We start from the raw sequence: 14901 nt of genomic DNA on the forward strand, positions 1-14901 counted from the left end.
CAATTTATAATAGGCAGCAAAGAACGAAAGGCGAGGAATGGGGAGAGTAGGCACCATCCGCCGCCTCCAGAGAGGGATCGCCAGGGGCTGGAAGCGGTCCCAGGCCGGCCGGTGTCGAAGTGCACCCAGGAGCTGTACGGCCGAAGGTCAGTAGGTCGTAACGGTTGGCCCCGTTAACGGTCGGCGGTGCCCTCGGGCGCCGGTAGAGGGGGGAATTTTCTTCCCAAGCAGGGTGGAACCGCGGAGACCCTTCGTCCCTGGCGTGGCGAAGGGTTTTTTAATGGAGAATAGGGGGATACCGGGAACAGAAGGGAAAAGCCGTTGCCCGGCCACTTGATGCGCAGGCGGGTTTGGGGGACTGTACAACCAGGGGAGGTCGGGAGGTGAAAGCTTTATGGGGTGGAGGAGCATTAAACGGGACATTGAGGTTGTTTTCGAGCGGGACCCGGCAGCCCGCAGCGTACTGGAAGTCCTCCTGTGCTATCCGGGATTTCACGCCATCCTATTGCACCGCGTGGCCCACTTTTTCCATCGGAAAGGCTTTACCCTTCTGGCCCGCTTAATTTCCCAGGTGAACCGTTTCCTGACGGGCATTGAGATCCATCCGGGAGCCAAACTGGGCGAAGGGATCTTTATCGACCACGGAATGGGCGTAGTCATTGGCGAGACGGCAGAGGTGGGGAATAACGTCACCATCTACCAGGGGGTCACCCTGGGGGGTACGGGCAAGGAGAGGGGCAAGCGGCACCCTACCGTCGGCGACAACGTGGTCATCGGTACCGGTGCCAAGGTGCTGGGTAACATCACCATCGGGAACAACGTAAAAATCGGTGCCGGGTCCGTAGTGCTGCGGGATGTACCTCCTAACTGTACGGTGGTGGGAGTGCCGGGCAAAGTGGTGGTACGGGACGGGCGCAACATTGCCGACGCCCAAGTAAGCGAAATCGATCTGCACCACGAGGACCTGCCCGACCCGGTGGCCGAGATGCTCCTATGCCTGCAGCGGCAGATACAGCGCCTGGAAAAGCGCTTGGAAGAACTGGAGGGTAAAAACTTTGAGCCTCTATCTGTTCAATACCCTGACGGGTGGCAAGGAAAAGTTCGTTCCTGCTGAGCCGGGACTGGTTAGAATGTACGTCTGCGGCCCCACCACCTATAACTACATCCACCTGGGCAATGCCCGGCCCCTGGTGGTTTTCGATTCCCTGAGGCGTTATCTGGAATACCGGGGATACGCAGTCTTCTATGTGCAGAACTTTACCGACATTGATGACAAAATTATCCACAGGGCCCGGGAAGAGGGCGTGCCGGCTGAAGTCCTGGCCGCCAGGTATATCCGGGAATTCTTTGTGGATGCCGATGCCTTGAACGTAAGGCGGGCCAGCCTCTATCCCCGGGTGAGCCACCACATCGAGGATATTATTCGGGCCGTGGAGGACCTGATCCGGCGGGGTTACGCTTATGCCGCCAAGGGGGACGTCTATTTTGCTGTGGATAAGTTTCCCGCCTACGGCAGGCTATCCCGACGTCAGCCCGAGGAAATGATGGCCGGTGCCCGGGTGGAGATCGGCGAGGACAAAAGGAACCCCCTGGACTTTGCCCTCTGGAAGAAGGCCCGGCCCGGTGAGCCGGCCTGGGACAGCCCCTGGGGACTCGGCCGGCCCGGCTGGCATATTGAATGCTCCACCATGGCCCTGAAATACCTGGGCCCTTCCTTCGACATCCACGGCGGGGGAGCAGATCTCATCTTTCCCCACCATGAAAACGAAATCGCCCAGGCCGAGGCCCTGACGGGGAAGCCCTTTGCCCGGTTCTGGCTGCACAACGGTTTCATCACCGTCAATCAGGAGAAGATGTCCAAATCCAAGGGAAACTTCTTTCTCCTGCGGGAGATCCTGGGGCGGTTCAGGCCCCAGGCCGTACGCCTTTATCTCTTGGGCACCCATTACCGCAGCCCCCTGGACTTTGCCGATGAGTACCTGGAAGAGGCGGAGAGAGGCTATGACCGCCTGGTCAACGCCCGGGTGGTTCTGGCCGAGGCCCTGGCCGCCTCGGGTGGCGGGGACCGTGAAGGGGTCGGAGGCCCTGCGGGGGAAGGGGCAACTCCGGCCGCCCTCGAGCTGAGGGAACGGGTAAGGTCCCTGCGCTCTAAACTCGAGGCGGCCTTGGACGATGATTTTAATACCGCCCATGCCCTGGGCGTCCTGTACGAACTGGTGCGCGAGATTAACACCTTTGTTAACCGCGGCGAGAAGGGGCCGGGGACAGCAGAAGCCCTGGCGGAGGCCGCCTCCGTCCTAGACGATTTGGGAGAGGGTGTCCTGGGTCTTTTCGGCGGCGCCAGGCAGGAGGCGGACGGCGGGCTGGTGGCCGGGCTGGTGGAGCTTATCCTCTCCATCCGGCAGGATGCCCGCCAGCGCAAGGACTGGGCCACGGCCGACTATCTGCGGGACCGTCTCAAAGAGCTGGGGATTATCCTGGAGGACACCCCCCACGGTGTCCGCTGGAGGATTCGTCGCGGGTGAGGCCGAAGGAGGAATTGTTGCCGATACCGACCAGCCTGCCACCGGAGCAAGTGGAGGAGCTTTCCCCCCTGGTCCTGGCCTATGTAGGCGACGCCGTTTACGAACTTCTGGTACGGAGTTACTTGGTTCAAGGGAGGGCTACCAGGGTGGATGTCCTTCACCGGGAAGCAGTGGAGTTTGTGGCCGCCGTCAACCAGGCCCGGCTGGTGCCCCGCCTGGAGGGAAGGCTTACGTCGGAGGAAAAGGAAGTCCTCCGACGCGGACGCAATGCCAGGCCGGGACATCTGCCGCGGCATGCCACGCCCCTGGAGTACCGCTACAGCACGGCCCTGGAAACCCTTTTCGGCTACCTTTACCTGAAAGGGGACTGGCCCCGGTTGCGGCAGGTGTTTGCTGCTGTTTGTGAGCTGGTTGAGGGGGGACAAGGCCCATGATCATCGAGAGCCCCCGGGTTTTGGTGCCTCAGACCGCCCTGGACCCTCGTATCCTGGAAAAACTGGAGCGTTATGCCCGGGTATGCTACAAATCCGAGGGTAAAATCAAAGATCACACGGCCGCGCCCTTCCTGAGGAATATTTTGCAGCGGGGACATGAGTCCGTCATCGAACACGAAAAGATTACCGTCCTGATGGTGGTGGACCGGGGTATATCCCATGAGATCGTCAGGCACCGTCTGGGCTCCTACAGCCAGGAATCGACCAGGTACTGCAATTACGGCCGGGACCAATTCGGCCGGGAGATAACGGTCATCGAACCCTTTTTCCTGACCGGTAAAAAGGAGTATTATTACTGGAAGGAGGCCTGTTTGGCCGCCGAAAAGAGTTATATGGCTTTGCTGGAGACCTGTACCCCCCAGGAAGCGCGTTCGGTCTTGCCCACCTCCCTCAAGACCGAGCTGGTGGTTACCTATAACCTGAGGGAATGGCGGCATTTCTTCCGCCTGCGGTGCTCTCCGGCGGCCCACCCGCAAATGCGGCAGGTGGCCATTCCCCTGCTCTTGTTTTTTAAAGCAAAGCTGCCCGTGCTGTTCGAAGATATTCCCTATGATGTGCAGTTCCCGCCGGAACATTACGCCCGGGTAGTCATCACCGATGATTTTTTCAACCCCCTCCAGCCCTGGCAAGGTGAGGATTAGAAAGGAGGCCCGGGCGAAGGTATGGAAGAAATCCTGGCCGGGCGCCAGGCGGTCAGGGAGGCCTTGAAGGCCGGCCGCCCCCTGAACAAGATTCTGGTGGCCCACGGCGCCGAGGGACGCACAGTGTCTGAAATCGTGTACCTGGCCCGGGAGCAGGGCGTTCCCTTGCAGAAGGTGGACCGCCGGGCCTTGAACCGGGTGGCCGGTGAGGTACCCCACCAGGGGGTGGTAGCCCTGGCGGCGGCCAAAGGTTACGTCGAGGTGGAGGACCTTTTGGAAGCTTCCCGGCAGAGGCAGGAGGCTCCCTTTCTGCTGATGCTCGACGGCGTGGAGGACCCGCAGAACCTGGGAGCCGTCCTCCGCCTGGCCGACGCTTGCGGCGTCCACGGGGTTATTATCCCCCGCCGCCGCAGCGCCGGGCTTTCGCCGGCCGTGGCCCGCGTGGCGGCAGGGGCCGTGGAATACGTTCCGGTGGCTCGGGTGGCGAACCTTGGTACCACGCTGGAAGCCTTAAAGGAGCGCGGCCTTTGGGCCATCGGTGCCGAAGGAGACGGGGAAACCCTGGCCTTTGCAGCCGACTTCACCTTGCCCCTGGTCCTGGTGCTGGGAGGAGAAGGGAAGGGGCTTTCTTACCTGGTGAGGCGGAAGTGCGACCTGGTGGTCAGGCTGCCCATGCGGGGTCACATCAACTCCTTAAATGTAGCCGCTGCCGCTGCCGTTCTTCTCTATGAGGTAGTTCGCCAGCGGGAGTTCCCCGCTGCGGCCAGGGGAATGCACCATGACCGTACTGATTCTTGACGGGTACAATGTCATACACAGCTGGCCCGAACTTCTCCGGCTCAAAGAGTCAAATTTAGGCCACGCCAGGGATAAACTAATAGATGAGATGATAAATGTCCGGCCTCTCCTCGGTGTGGAGATCTTCATCGTTTTCGACGCCTACCGCCTCGGAGGCCGTGATACCGGGCAGGAGGAACAGGCCGGCGTCCGGGTGATCTATACCCGGCAGGGCGAAACGGCAGATACCTGTATTGAAAGGCTGGCGGGGGAGCTGGTTACCGCGGGGAAGGAAGTTGTAGTGGTGACGGGGGACTGGCTGGAACAGAGGGTAGTCTGGGGGAAGGGGGCCCTGCGCCTGTCACCTATGGGATTAAGAAAACTGGTGCTGGAAGTGCGCCGGAAGGTGGAGGGATATACTGAAGAGCGGGACTACAACCCCCTGGACGGATACCTGTCTCCCCATGAGCGGATGATTTTGGAAAAATGGCGAAGGGAATAGAGTAGGGGGCTGGGAAGCTGTAAGGGGAGGAAATTTTTCGAGTCTTGCTCTAGAGGCCGATTTCCGGTATAATTGATGGTGTCTTGGACAAGGATATATAGCCTCCCGAAACATAGAATTATATGGAGAAACCGGAGGCGGAGGCGGTGCCATGAGCGTCAATCTCCAGCGCGAGACCTTCCATAGCTACGAGGTCATGGGGGACGAGGAAATTGTTACTTTGGCTCAGGAGGGGGATGACGTAGCCCAGGAATATTTAATAAATAAATATCGCAATTTCGTACGGGCCAAGGCCCGGGCTTATTTCCTAGTGGGGGCCGACAGGGAAGATATCATCCAGGAAGGGATGATCGGCCTCTACAAAGCTATACGGGATTTCCGGGGCGACAAACTGTCGTCTTTTCGTGCCTTTGCGGAATTGTGTATTACGCGCCAGATCATTACGGCCATAAAGACGGCCACCCGCCAGAAGCATATCCCCCTCAATTCCTATGTGTCCCTGAACAAACCGGTTTACGACGAAGATTCCGATCGCACCCTTCTGGACATCATCTCCGGTTCCAGGATTGCCGACCCCGAGGAACTTATAATTAGCCGGGAGGAATTTTACAATATCGAGGAGAAGATGGGAGAGATCTTAAGCTCCCTGGAGCGAGAGGTTTTAATGTCCTACCTGGAGGGCAAGTCCTACCAGGAGATCGCCCTAGACCTCCAGCGCCACGTTAAGTCCATCGATAACGCCCTCCAAAGGGTAAAAAGGAAGCTGGAGCGCTATCTGGAAAGGCGGGACGCCTAAGGAGAAGCCCTTCAGGGCAAGAAATGGCAGGCCAAAGGCCTTGACGGCTGCTCCGGGAGTTGATATAATTACTTCTGCGTCTGGGAAAACTGAAGAGCGAAAAAGGGGAGGGGTACCCAAGCTGGCCAAAGGGGGCAGACTGTAAATCTGCTGGCGATGCCTTCGCTGGTTCGAATCCAGCCCCCTCCACCATAAATCTTCACTGCGGGGTGGAGCAGCTGGTAGCTCGTCGGGCTCATAACCCGAAGGTCGTTGGTTCAAATCCAACCCCCGCAACCATGCCCATATAGCTCAGTTGGTAGAGCGTCGCCTTGGTAAGGCGGAGGTCACCGGTTCAATCCCGGTTATGGGCTCCACGCTCTCGCCCTACCCGAAAATAGTCCGGTAAAAGCGGGTAGGGCGATGTTCTTTTATATTCGGCAGGGGTACCATATGTGCTCCTGCTCTTTTGTGCGCCCGGGCATGGGTGTTAACTTGATGGTTAATAAGTGGGTAAGCGTCAAATATAACCCACCTTGGCATTGTGCTCGAGTTTAAGGGATAATCTTCCTCGGAAAACTAACTGAGGAGGATTTCCCCTTATGACCAGAGCCGAATTACAAAAACTTTGGGAAGCTCGTATAGCCGAATACAGGGAAAGCGGGCAAAGCGTTAAAGAATGGTGCGCCTCCCATGAGGGCATTAGCCCCAGGCAGTTATGGTACTGGCTGCGGAAGTTTAAGAACCAGACCACAGCTCCCCCGGAAAGTTCCAACCGGTGGCTGCCAATAGAAATAAGCGAGCAAGGTTCCCCAGAACAGTCCCTACTGGTCAAAATAGGACCGGCCAGCATCGAGGTAAGACCCGGCTTTGACCCGGCCTTGCTCATCCAGGTAGTACGGGTGCTGGTAAGCTTATGCTAAACGAAGTTAGCATCGACCGGGTTTATCTCGCCTGCGGCGCCACGGATTTGCGCAAGTCTATCGACGGCCTGGCGGTGCTGGTCAAGGAAGGTTTCGAATTAGACCCTTTCTCTTCTTGCCTCTTTGTTTTCTGCAACCGTAAGAGGGACAAACTAAAGATCCTCCACTGGGAACACAACGGGTTCTGGCTTTATTACCGCCGGCTGGAGAAGGGCAAATTCATATGGCCTGTGGGAAATACTTCTTCCACCATCACCATAAGCCGCCGGGAGCTGCGCTGGCTGCTTGACGGCCTTCCCCTGAACCAGCCCAAAGCCCATCCCGAGGTAAAAGCACGCACCATCTTGTAATATAAAGCATCAGGAAGAAATATTTTCACCTTATGGTTTATTCTAGAGGAATTTGGGCTGATTCGTCGAATTATTAAAGCATGAACACTGCTAAGTCTATAGCTACCATGACCATAGAAGAACTGCGAGAGCACTGTGCTCAATACGTTTATTCCTGCCGCCGCTGCGAGAAAGAGGAAATAACCACCCCGGTTATCACGGCGCCCATGCCTGCCCCTGTACTTCCCGGAAGCCCGGTATCTCCCTCGCTTCTTAGCTACATCATGAGCCAGAAATATGGGGCGGGGCTGCCCCTCTACCGCCAGGAGCAGCAGTTTAAAGGTTTGGGGATAGACCTTTCCCGGCAGACCATGGCCAACTGGGTGCTCCATGGAGCTAACACCTACTTAACCCTTATTTACGACCGTCTCCATGAACACCTCCTCAAAAGAGACATCCTCCATGCCGACGAAACTACGTTACAGGTACTTCATGAACCGGGAAGGGAAGCTACCACCAAATCATTCCTTTGGCTTTACCGTACCGGGCGGGACGGCCCTCCCATAATTCTTTTACGAGTACCAGACCACCCGGGCCGGCAAACACCCCCGCCGGTTCCTAAAAGGTTTTAAGGGCTATTTACACGTTGACGGCTATGCCGGCTACCATGAGCTTGTGGATGTCACCCTGGTAGGCTGCTGGGCTCATGCCCGGCGCAAGTTCGACGAAGCCTTAAAAGCCCTGCCGCAAGATAAACGCAACAAAGCAGTGGCTGCCCGGGAGGGGCTTAAGTTCTGCAACCGGCTCTTTGCCATAGAGAGCGAGCTTAAAGACAAAACCCCGGAAGAACGGTATCAAATCCGCCAGGAGCGCAGCCGGCCCGTGCTGGACGAATTTTGGGCATGGCTTAAGAAGCAGAAATCCCACGTACTGCCCAAAAGCACCTTTGGGCAGGCGGTTTACTGTGGTCGGAAACTCTGCCCCCCGTTTGCCGGATGAATAATTAAGCTTGTTTTAGCCCCTACCCCTTAGATGATTTCGGTAGGGGTTCTTTTATGCTTACTACCGCAACCCAACAAGGTGGGTAGTATTTGACGCTTACAAAAAGGCAGCTCCTAGCGACGGGCTGCTGTTTGTGGCCAGCGCCACATACACTAAGGGGGTCACAAGACGAGGGGCGCAGCTCGAGGCTATGGCCGGCATGGATTACAACCACCTGGATATAGCGCGCGCAACTGCTGCAAAGGAATGGATCGAGCAAAAGCTCGCGGAATAGGATAGGGTTGCTAAGTAAAAATAATAAGCTGTAAGTCATGCTGTACATAGAATAAGGGGTAATCTCGCTGCCGATTTAACGATCGCTGGCCACGTAACGCACAACTTTATGGGGAATTGTTTTTCCTCCTGTGATGGATTACAATGTATCTAGAAATAGCTGGTAATGCCTTTTGAGGTGTATCATGTCTGCCGTAAAGGATAAAATAAGCTTACGCAGGAAACTTCTGCTGAAAGAAGCAGAACGTATAACCCAAAAGTTAGCTGGCCTGGGAGTGCAGAAGGTTATTCTTTTTGGTTCCTTAGGCAAGGGAAGAGTTCACAGCGGCAGCGACCTTGATCTGTTGGTCGTATGGGATACGGAGCTAAGATTTATGGATCGGCTTGATGTAATTTACCGCACGGTATCGCCGGCCGTAGCCCTGGATCTATTAGTTTATACGCCGGAGGAGTTTGCTGAATTAGTGAGGACCCGACCGTTTATCCGGCAAATAGTAAATGAGGGGAAGATACTCTATGAGGCCCGAGCACGTTCTGGAAGCTAAAAGATGGCTGAAGCAGGCCCGGCGGGACCTGGAGGACGCCCGGTACTGTCACGAAGGCGGACGCTATAACATAGCCTGTTTCCTGGCTCAACAGGCTGCCGAAAAGGCCCTTAAAGCTTACCTGTACAGTGAAGGAGAAGACCCCTGGGGACACTCAGTGGCCGAGCTGGTTGCAAGGTGTAAGGAAATTAACGAGGCTTTCAGTCGTTTAGCGTCCGAGGCTGCTACCCTTGATAAGTACTATATTCCTACACGCTATCCTAACGGGCTGCCTGGAGGGATTCCCGCGGAAGCCTTTGATATCCATGATGGAGAGCGGGCATTACAGGTGGCTGAGCAAGTGATTGAAAGAGTACAGCAACTGGGTCTGGCAAAAGGCTGGACAGTTTAAGCCGTCCGCGGTACATGACGGCGCCCTACAAAGGAGCCGGTGTCCCTTTAGTAACAAAAGGGATAGGGATGTCGCGGTGGGTTGCGGTGGAGGAATTTGAAGTATAGTAAGGAAGTTGGATGTCGAAACCTCCAGTAAGTAACAAACATTTTTGGCCTTTTAGCCTCCCGGGACCGGGAGGCCTTAGTTCTGCTGGTGGAGCTAAAGGAATTCGACCCCCCGAACTTTTAAAGATCATTCCGACTGCGGCCCTTTCATCGATGCTTGCCTGTCAAGAGAACCAGGAATCCCAACCTCTCCGTATTGCCCAGTGCAGCTACAGGATTTATTAACTCTATTGGTACCTCCCCCCATCATCGTAAAATTGGAGCCAGAGCCCACGGCCGGAAGCTAACGTAGCATGCCGCAGTAGGGAGCGCGGCCGCATTTCCGCTACCGGGTAGGCAGAAAGGACGGGATAGGGTAGGTGGCTCCCCTTACCCCTCTGGTCCGACGCAGTTGTCGTTAGGGCCCGTTGCCTTAGGAGGATGGTAGGTGTTCTGGTTTATATGGTGTCCTGTCCTTTGTACTACAGCACGCCTCCCAAAATGGCAAGGAGGGCTAAGGGCGGTCTTCAGGTTTTCTTTTACCGTACCGTTGGTCGCCGGATTGGCCGTAGCGGCGATCCTGTATTCCGTGATAGGCTGGTGGGGATTCCGGGTTGTTTTTCCCTGGATTGGGTATATTTGATGATGAAACTCCCCCGTAAGAAAAGGCCTGTAGGAAGGCGGGTTGCCCTTTTGATGGTTATGCCAGCGCTCTTGCTATTTGTCCCGAGCGCCAACAATGAGAACTTTCAATTTAGAAGGCGTGGTTTTGCTGGTGCTGGCTGGCTATTTTTCCAAGGGAATCAACCATTACATGGTTGTCAAGGTATTCGGGCCTTTGATCTGGGGGCGGGGATTTTGCGGTTGGGCCTGCTGGACAGCGGCCGTTCTGGACTGGCTGCCGATTAAAAAGGCGGGTCGTGTTCGACCAGAACTGAAAGAGATAAGATACCTGACCTTCGCCCTTTCAGTCTTATTACCGGTGGTCCTGGTAAGGTTTTTAAACTATGACGTGCGGAATGACTATCTGCACAAGAGCGAAATGCTGTGGATGTTTGCCGGCGATGCATTTTATTATCTGATCGCTGTGTCCCTGGCCTTTATCTATAAAGACCACCGGGCTTTCTGCAAGCTTGTCTGCCCTGTGCCCGTGATAATGAAACTGCCGGCCGCGGTGGCCCTGAACATGTTGCACCTTCCGGAAAACCGGAGGCGGCCTGCATTAAATGCGGTCAGTGCAACCGTGTATCCCCAATGGATGTTGACGTGATGTATTTTATTAACTAAGGAAAGAAAGTCCGGGACACTGAATGTGCTTGGTGCATGGAATGCCGGCTTGTCTGCCCCACCGGGGCTATTGCCCGAAGTGGCCCGGGCGTGGGAGAAGCTGGCTCCCCGTCCGCGGCTGTTAGGTGCACTTGTTAGCCTCTTCTTCGTAACGCGATTTTAAATTAATCTTAAGAGAGGCTTAAACTAAAGACAAAATAGCCTTAATGTTTCGGCATTATAATTGAACTAAGAGGTTTTACCCTATAACCAAGGAGGGTCAGGATTATGGCCGTCTTGATGGTGGACGATGAGGCCGCGATCCAGTAGCTTACGTTTTAATCTATATAGGGAGGGATGCAAGATTTTCAAGTTGGGCCAGGGGTTAGTGCTTCAAGGGTAATGGAGGAGGGATGCAATATAGGGAGAATTTGAAATTAAATTGATATTCCCCCGGTCTCATAAAGCACTTACCGTGGTAGTTGCCGCTTAGATAAAAAGACAAGGAGGGGAAATAGCAATTATGAAACTTAACCTCAAGAGCAAGATTGGGGTTATTCTGCTGATGGCCCTGGTAGTTGCTATACTTGTGTCCGGGTGCGGTTCCGGGCAGCCGAAGGAGCAAATTTCTCACCAAGAGAACCAACCTTCTGAACAAATTTCTTTGGTGACCCTTGCCGGTGCCGGCGCTTCTTTTCCTTATCCCCTTTATACCAAGTGGATCCAGGAATTTCAAAAGGTCAATTCCAATATAAATATAGATTACCAATCTATCGGTAGCAGCGGCGGTATTAATAACATCCTGAATGAGATGGTAGATTTTGCAGGCAGCGACGCTCCTATGAAAGATGAGCAGTTGGCTAAAGCTAGGGGGCCGATTTTGCACATTCCCACCGTAGCAGGCGCCGTGGCAGTTACCTATAATCTGGAGGGCCTGGATAAACCTTTGCAACTGGCGCCGGAGGTCCTCGTAGACATATTCCTTGGCAACATAAAAAAGTGGAATGACAGTAAGATTGCCACCCTTAACCCGAGTATTAAATTACCCAACCAAGATATTGTAGTTATTCATCGTTCGGATGGTAGCGGCACTACCGGTATTTTTACCGATTACCTGAGCAAAGTAAGTCCCGCCTGGAAGGAAAAGGTGGGCCAGGGCACTGCTGTGGAGTGGCCGGTGGGTATCGGCGCTAAGGGTAATGAGGGAGTAGCCGGCACGGTTAAACAGACTCCGGGCAGTATTGGCTATGTGGAATTAGCTTACGCCATACAAAACAAATTACCCTATGCTTTTATTAAGAACAAGGCGGGTAAGTTTGTAGAACCTAGTCTAGAAACTACTACAGCTGCAGCGGCAGGAGCAGCGGCCACTATGCCTGAGGATATGCGCGTTTCCATTACTGATCCCCCTGGGGAGAACGCCTACCCCATAGCGGGTTACACGTACATTCTTGTCTACAAGGACCAGAAGGACAAGGTCAAAGGGAAAGCCTTGGCAGAGTTTCTCTGGTGGGCCATCCATGATGGGCAAAAATACGCCAAGGACCTTTTATATGCCCCCCTGCCTCAGAATGTAGTTAAGAAAGCTGAGGAGAAAATTAAACAGATTAATTACCAGGGCACACCTTTTATTAAGTAGCACCTGTATAAGGTACGGGAAGACATGTATGGCTCGGCTAGCCTCCAACCTTTTCTTTGACGGCCCTGCCTGCGGGACAGAGCTTGACTGCCGGATATAGATATGCTATTGTTACCAACGACAAGAACCGAATATCCGCGTACGTTGTACGGCCCGGACAAGGTTCAAATGGCGGTATTCTTTTTGGAATGCCCAAATATGCCTCTCCGGGGGAACAAGGGGCACTAACCGAGTGCAATTAAGGGTAACCGGCAGTGTTCGCGTTAAATAGTAATAGGCCGGACGTGCCGCCCGTCGTGGAAGGGTGCTGGCATGTCAAAATGCTGCACCGGTTCAATCCCGGTTATGGGCTCCAGAGAGGCCCCGAAGGTTTCCTTCGGGGCTTTCGCCTTTGTAAGTATATCCCAGTTTACTGCGAATGAGGTGAAGGCCTTTGTCCCTGACTTGTGGCATTATCGGCCTGCCCCTGGTAGGTAAGACAACATTGTTTAACCTCCTTACCCGGTCGGAAGCCGAAACTTCGGCCTTTGGCGGCCGGACCAAGACCAATATCCGTACGGCTCCCATTCCCGATCCACGGCTGGATTTCCTGGCTTCCCTTTACCGCCCGCGCAAGATTACGCCGGCTACCCTCGAGGTCATCGATGTGCCCGGCTTTAACCCCGGGGCTGGAGCCTCCTTTTTGGCCGCCGTGAGGGAGGTGGACGCCCTGATCCACGTGGTGCGCGTTTTCCGGGACGAAGCCGTGCCCCACGTGGAGGGTAACCTCAATCCTGTGCGCGACCTGGATACCGTCCAGGCCGAACTCCTCCTGGCCGACCTCCAATTGGTAGAAACCAGGCTGGAGCGGATTGCGGCCAGCAAGAAGATTAAGGGGGAGATGCAGGCGGAGCAGGCGGCCCTACGGCGCTGCCGAGAGGTCCTGGAAGCCGAAAAGCCCCTGTCCGAAGCCGGCCTGACCGAGGAGGAATGGCAGGCCTTGCGGCATATGGAGTTTTTGACTACCAAGCCCCTCCTGGTGGTGATCAATATCGATGAAGACCAGCTTCACCAGGGTTCTTACCCCGGCCGGGATGAGGTTGAGGCCTATGCCCGGCATAGGGGTTTCCCCCTTCTGACCCTGTGTGCCAAGCTGGAGGTGGAGATAGCCCGGCTGGAGCCGGAGGACAGGGAAGTATTCCTAAAGGAGATGGGGATCCAGGAACCCGGCATCCACCGTGTGGCCAGGGCTGTCTATCGAAGGCTGGGCCTCATTTCCTTCCTCACCGCCGGGGAAGACGAGGTGCGGGCGTGGACCATCCGGGAGGGCACCCGGGCTAAGGAAGCGGCGGGCAAGGTTCACTCCGATATGGAGCGGGGTTTTATACGGGCGGAAGTGGTCCGATTTGACGATCTCCAGGCCCTGGGCAGCATGGCCAAGGTGAGGGAGAAGGGATTGGTGCGGCTGGAAGGCAAAGACTATGTGGTGGCCGACGGCGATATAATTAACTTTCGTTTTAACGTGTAGAAGATCCCCACACTCTGAGTTGTATCACCCGGTGGGTTTAGAACCCTTATGCGGTTTCCTACATAAACTGTCAATGACAGGGAAACCAGGGTGGCGCGCGAAGAGAAACAGCCGGGAGAAGATACGGATCCTGCAGGTAAGCCCCGGGGTCCCGGCAGGCCTGGCGAGGAAGGCTGACGGAGGGCCCTGGGGCTGCAGCCCGGCAAAAGGAGGGAATGCCGGACAGGCCGGCCCTTCCACGGGCGCAGGGCGCACTGCCCAGACTGCGAACGGTATCCGACCCGGGACTGCCGGGCAAATATAAAACTCGGATCGGGGGGATCCAGATGGATGAATTTAATCAAATCGAAATGCAGCCAACAACTACGGCGCCGGCGCGCGACCTGGTAGCCGACGGTGCCCTGGTGTTTCTCTTTCTCCTCTTGGTTATTTTCCTCTTTGCCTGGCTCTAACCCTTGGCAAACCTACCTTTCCGGTCATAACCACCCCTTTCTCCCGCACCAAAGCCGGTGCGGGCATTTTTTAACTGCGTCCCACCAGGATAATCCCCAGGAAGATCAGGGCCAGCCCTGCCAGGCGCAGGGGTGGTATGCTCTCACCGAGGAGGAGCCGGGCGGCCAAGGCGACGATAATATAGCTTAAACTTACGAAAGGGTAGGCATAGGCCAAATCGTAAAGGGCTAGCACCTTCAACCAGAGGAGAAAGCTCAGCCCGAAGGAGAAAATGCCGGAAAGGACGAAGGGGCTGGTGAGAAGGGAAAGGAAGGCCCCATAGGATGTCCCGGCACCCCCTAGGTTGACACCCAGTTTTAGCATGACTTGAGCCGCTGCTCCCAAGAGAACAGACAGGATAAGCAGAATGAAAGGTGGCATTAGTAGTCTCCTTCCTCGGTAAACATTATTGCCAGGGCAGGACAAAGTCAAGCACGGGGTTCCGGAATTTAGGGGCCGCGGGATGGCAATAATATGGGGAAGCGGGGAGGAAAAGCGGGACAAGCGTAGAAATAATCCATGGGAAAAGGACCACCCTACATAATAGGGAAAGCAAGGTGTGTCAGGGAGGGAAGGCAAAGGGATGGCGAAGCAGAAATTTGAGCGTAAGAAGCCGCATGTGAATGTAGGGACGATAGGGCACGTAGACCATGGGAAGACGACGTTGACGGCGGCGATAACGTTCTGTTTATCGAAGGTAGGCGGGGCGGTGCCCACGGCGTACGACCAGATCG

The 14901-nt window shown here is 55.4% G+C and carries 17 protein-coding genes, 3 tRNA genes, 1 pseudogene and 1 other annotated feature; of the genes and pseudogenes, 20 read left to right on the forward strand and 1 reads right to left on the reverse strand.

Translation table 11 applies throughout. From position 1 onward, the window contains the following. Positions 1-24: 24 nt before the first annotated feature. Positions 25-262, forward strand: a binding site (T-box leader). A gap of 132 nt (positions 263-394) precedes the next feature. From cysE to TAMC210_RS13650, 19 genes and pseudogenes are all read left to right on the forward strand, one after another. Continuing rightward, complete coding sequence (cysE, locus tag TAMC210_RS07355; protein WP_173298115.1) at positions 395-1114, forward strand: serine O-acetyltransferase; 720 nt, start codon at positions 395-397, stop codon at positions 1112-1114. After that, positions 1056-2525: a cysteine--tRNA ligase gene (cysS, locus tag TAMC210_RS07360; RefSeq protein ID WP_173298116.1), complete on the forward strand. Its 1470-nt coding sequence runs from the start codon at positions 1056-1058 to the stop codon at positions 2523-2525. Before cysE ends, cysS begins: the two co-directional genes overlap by 59 nt. Beyond that, the gene (locus TAMC210_RS07365) at positions 2522-2959 is read left to right on the forward strand and encodes a Mini-ribonuclease 3 (RefSeq protein WP_254388554.1); all 438 of its coding nucleotides are present in this window, start codon (positions 2522-2524) and stop codon (positions 2957-2959) included. Before cysS ends, TAMC210_RS07365 begins: the two co-directional genes overlap by 4 nt. Then, positions 2956-3660, forward strand: coding sequence for an FAD-dependent thymidylate synthase (gene thyX / locus TAMC210_RS07370; protein ID WP_173298117.1), 705 nt, complete (start codon positions 2956-2958; stop codon positions 3658-3660). The genes TAMC210_RS07365 and thyX overlap by 4 nt, the downstream gene beginning before the upstream one ends. 21 nt (positions 3661-3681) lie before the next feature. Then, complete coding sequence (gene rlmB, locus TAMC210_RS07375) at positions 3682-4458, forward strand: 23S rRNA (guanosine(2251)-2'-O)-methyltransferase RlmB (RefSeq protein WP_173298118.1); 777 nt, start codon at positions 3682-3684, stop codon at positions 4456-4458. Then, complete coding sequence (locus tag TAMC210_RS07380) at positions 4439-4939, forward strand: NYN domain-containing protein (protein ID WP_173298119.1); 501 nt, start codon at positions 4439-4441, stop codon at positions 4937-4939. Before rlmB ends, TAMC210_RS07380 begins: the two co-directional genes overlap by 20 nt. Positions 4940-5090: 151 nt before the next feature. Next, positions 5091-5735 carry an RNA polymerase sporulation sigma factor SigH gene (gene sigH, locus TAMC210_RS07385; protein WP_173298120.1) on the forward strand — a complete coding sequence of 215 codons (645 nt, stop codon included), beginning with the start codon at positions 5091-5093 and terminating at the stop codon, positions 5733-5735. 106 nt (positions 5736-5841) lie between these two features. Continuing rightward, a tRNA-Tyr gene (locus TAMC210_RS07390) sits at positions 5842-5927 on the forward strand. Between the two features lie 11 nt (positions 5928-5938). Beyond that, a tRNA-Met gene (locus tag TAMC210_RS07395) sits at positions 5939-6014 on the forward strand. Between the two features lies 1 nt (position 6015). Continuing rightward, positions 6016-6091, forward strand: a tRNA-Thr gene (locus TAMC210_RS07400). 225 nt (positions 6092-6316) lie between these two features. Continuing rightward, positions 6317-6637, forward strand: coding sequence for an IS66 family insertion sequence element accessory protein TnpA (gene tnpA / locus TAMC210_RS07405; protein ID WP_173298121.1), 321 nt, complete (start codon positions 6317-6319; stop codon positions 6635-6637). Further along, positions 6631-6987 carry an IS66 family insertion sequence element accessory protein TnpB gene (gene tnpB / locus TAMC210_RS07410; protein WP_173298122.1) on the forward strand — a complete coding sequence of 119 codons (357 nt, stop codon included), beginning with the start codon at positions 6631-6633 and terminating at the stop codon, positions 6985-6987. The genes tnpA and tnpB overlap by 7 nt, the downstream gene beginning before the upstream one ends. Before the next feature lie 140 nt (positions 6988-7127). Continuing rightward, positions 7128-7932: pseudogene (tnpC, locus tag TAMC210_RS07415) on the forward strand (IS66 family transposase); the annotation flags it as partial. Positions 7933-8426: 494 nt separating this feature from the next. Continuing rightward, positions 8427-8786, forward strand: a complete 360-nt coding sequence (locus TAMC210_RS07420) for a nucleotidyltransferase domain-containing protein (RefSeq protein ID WP_173298123.1) — start codon at positions 8427-8429, stop codon at positions 8784-8786. Next, the gene (locus TAMC210_RS07425; RefSeq protein ID WP_173298124.1) at positions 8758-9177 is read left to right on the forward strand and encodes a HEPN domain-containing protein; all 420 of its coding nucleotides are present in this window, start codon (positions 8758-8760) and stop codon (positions 9175-9177) included. Before TAMC210_RS07420 ends, TAMC210_RS07425 begins: the two co-directional genes overlap by 29 nt. A gap of 861 nt (positions 9178-10038) precedes the next feature. Beyond that, complete coding sequence (locus TAMC210_RS07430; protein WP_254388579.1) at positions 10039-10533, forward strand: 4Fe-4S binding protein; 495 nt, start codon at positions 10039-10041, stop codon at positions 10531-10533. Positions 10534-11052: 519 nt separating this feature from the next. Beyond that, positions 11053-12168, forward strand: a complete 1116-nt coding sequence (gene pstS / locus TAMC210_RS07435) for a phosphate ABC transporter substrate-binding protein PstS (protein WP_173298126.1) — start codon at positions 11053-11055, stop codon at positions 12166-12168. Positions 12169-12601: 433 nt separating this feature from the next. Then, entirely contained in the window at positions 12602-13675 is a 1074-nt protein-coding gene (gene ychF, locus TAMC210_RS07440) for a redox-regulated ATPase YchF (RefSeq protein ID WP_173298127.1), read from the forward strand. A 326-nt stretch (positions 13676-14001) separates the two neighbouring features. Continuing rightward, the gene (locus TAMC210_RS13650) at positions 14002-14127 is read left to right on the forward strand and encodes a hypothetical protein (protein WP_256366481.1); all 126 of its coding nucleotides are present in this window, start codon (positions 14002-14004) and stop codon (positions 14125-14127) included. Positions 14128-14197: 70 nt separating this feature from the next. On the opposite strand, the gene TAMC210_RS07445 is transcribed toward TAMC210_RS13650, so the two are convergent. Beyond that, on the reverse strand, positions 14198-14548 hold the full coding sequence (locus TAMC210_RS07445) for an EamA family transporter (RefSeq protein WP_173298128.1): 351 nt from the start codon (positions 14546-14548) through the stop codon (positions 14198-14200). A 202-nt stretch (positions 14549-14750) separates the two neighbouring features. Between TAMC210_RS07445 and TAMC210_RS07450 the strand changes: the two genes are divergently transcribed. Next, positions 14751-14901: GTP-binding protein (locus TAMC210_RS07450; RefSeq protein WP_254388580.1), on the forward strand; the 151-nt coding region annotated here is incomplete at its 3' end.

The organism is Thermanaeromonas sp. C210, from assembly GCF_013167955.1.
Lineage (GTDB): Bacteria > Bacillota > DSM-521 > Neomoorellales > Neomoorellaceae > UBA12545.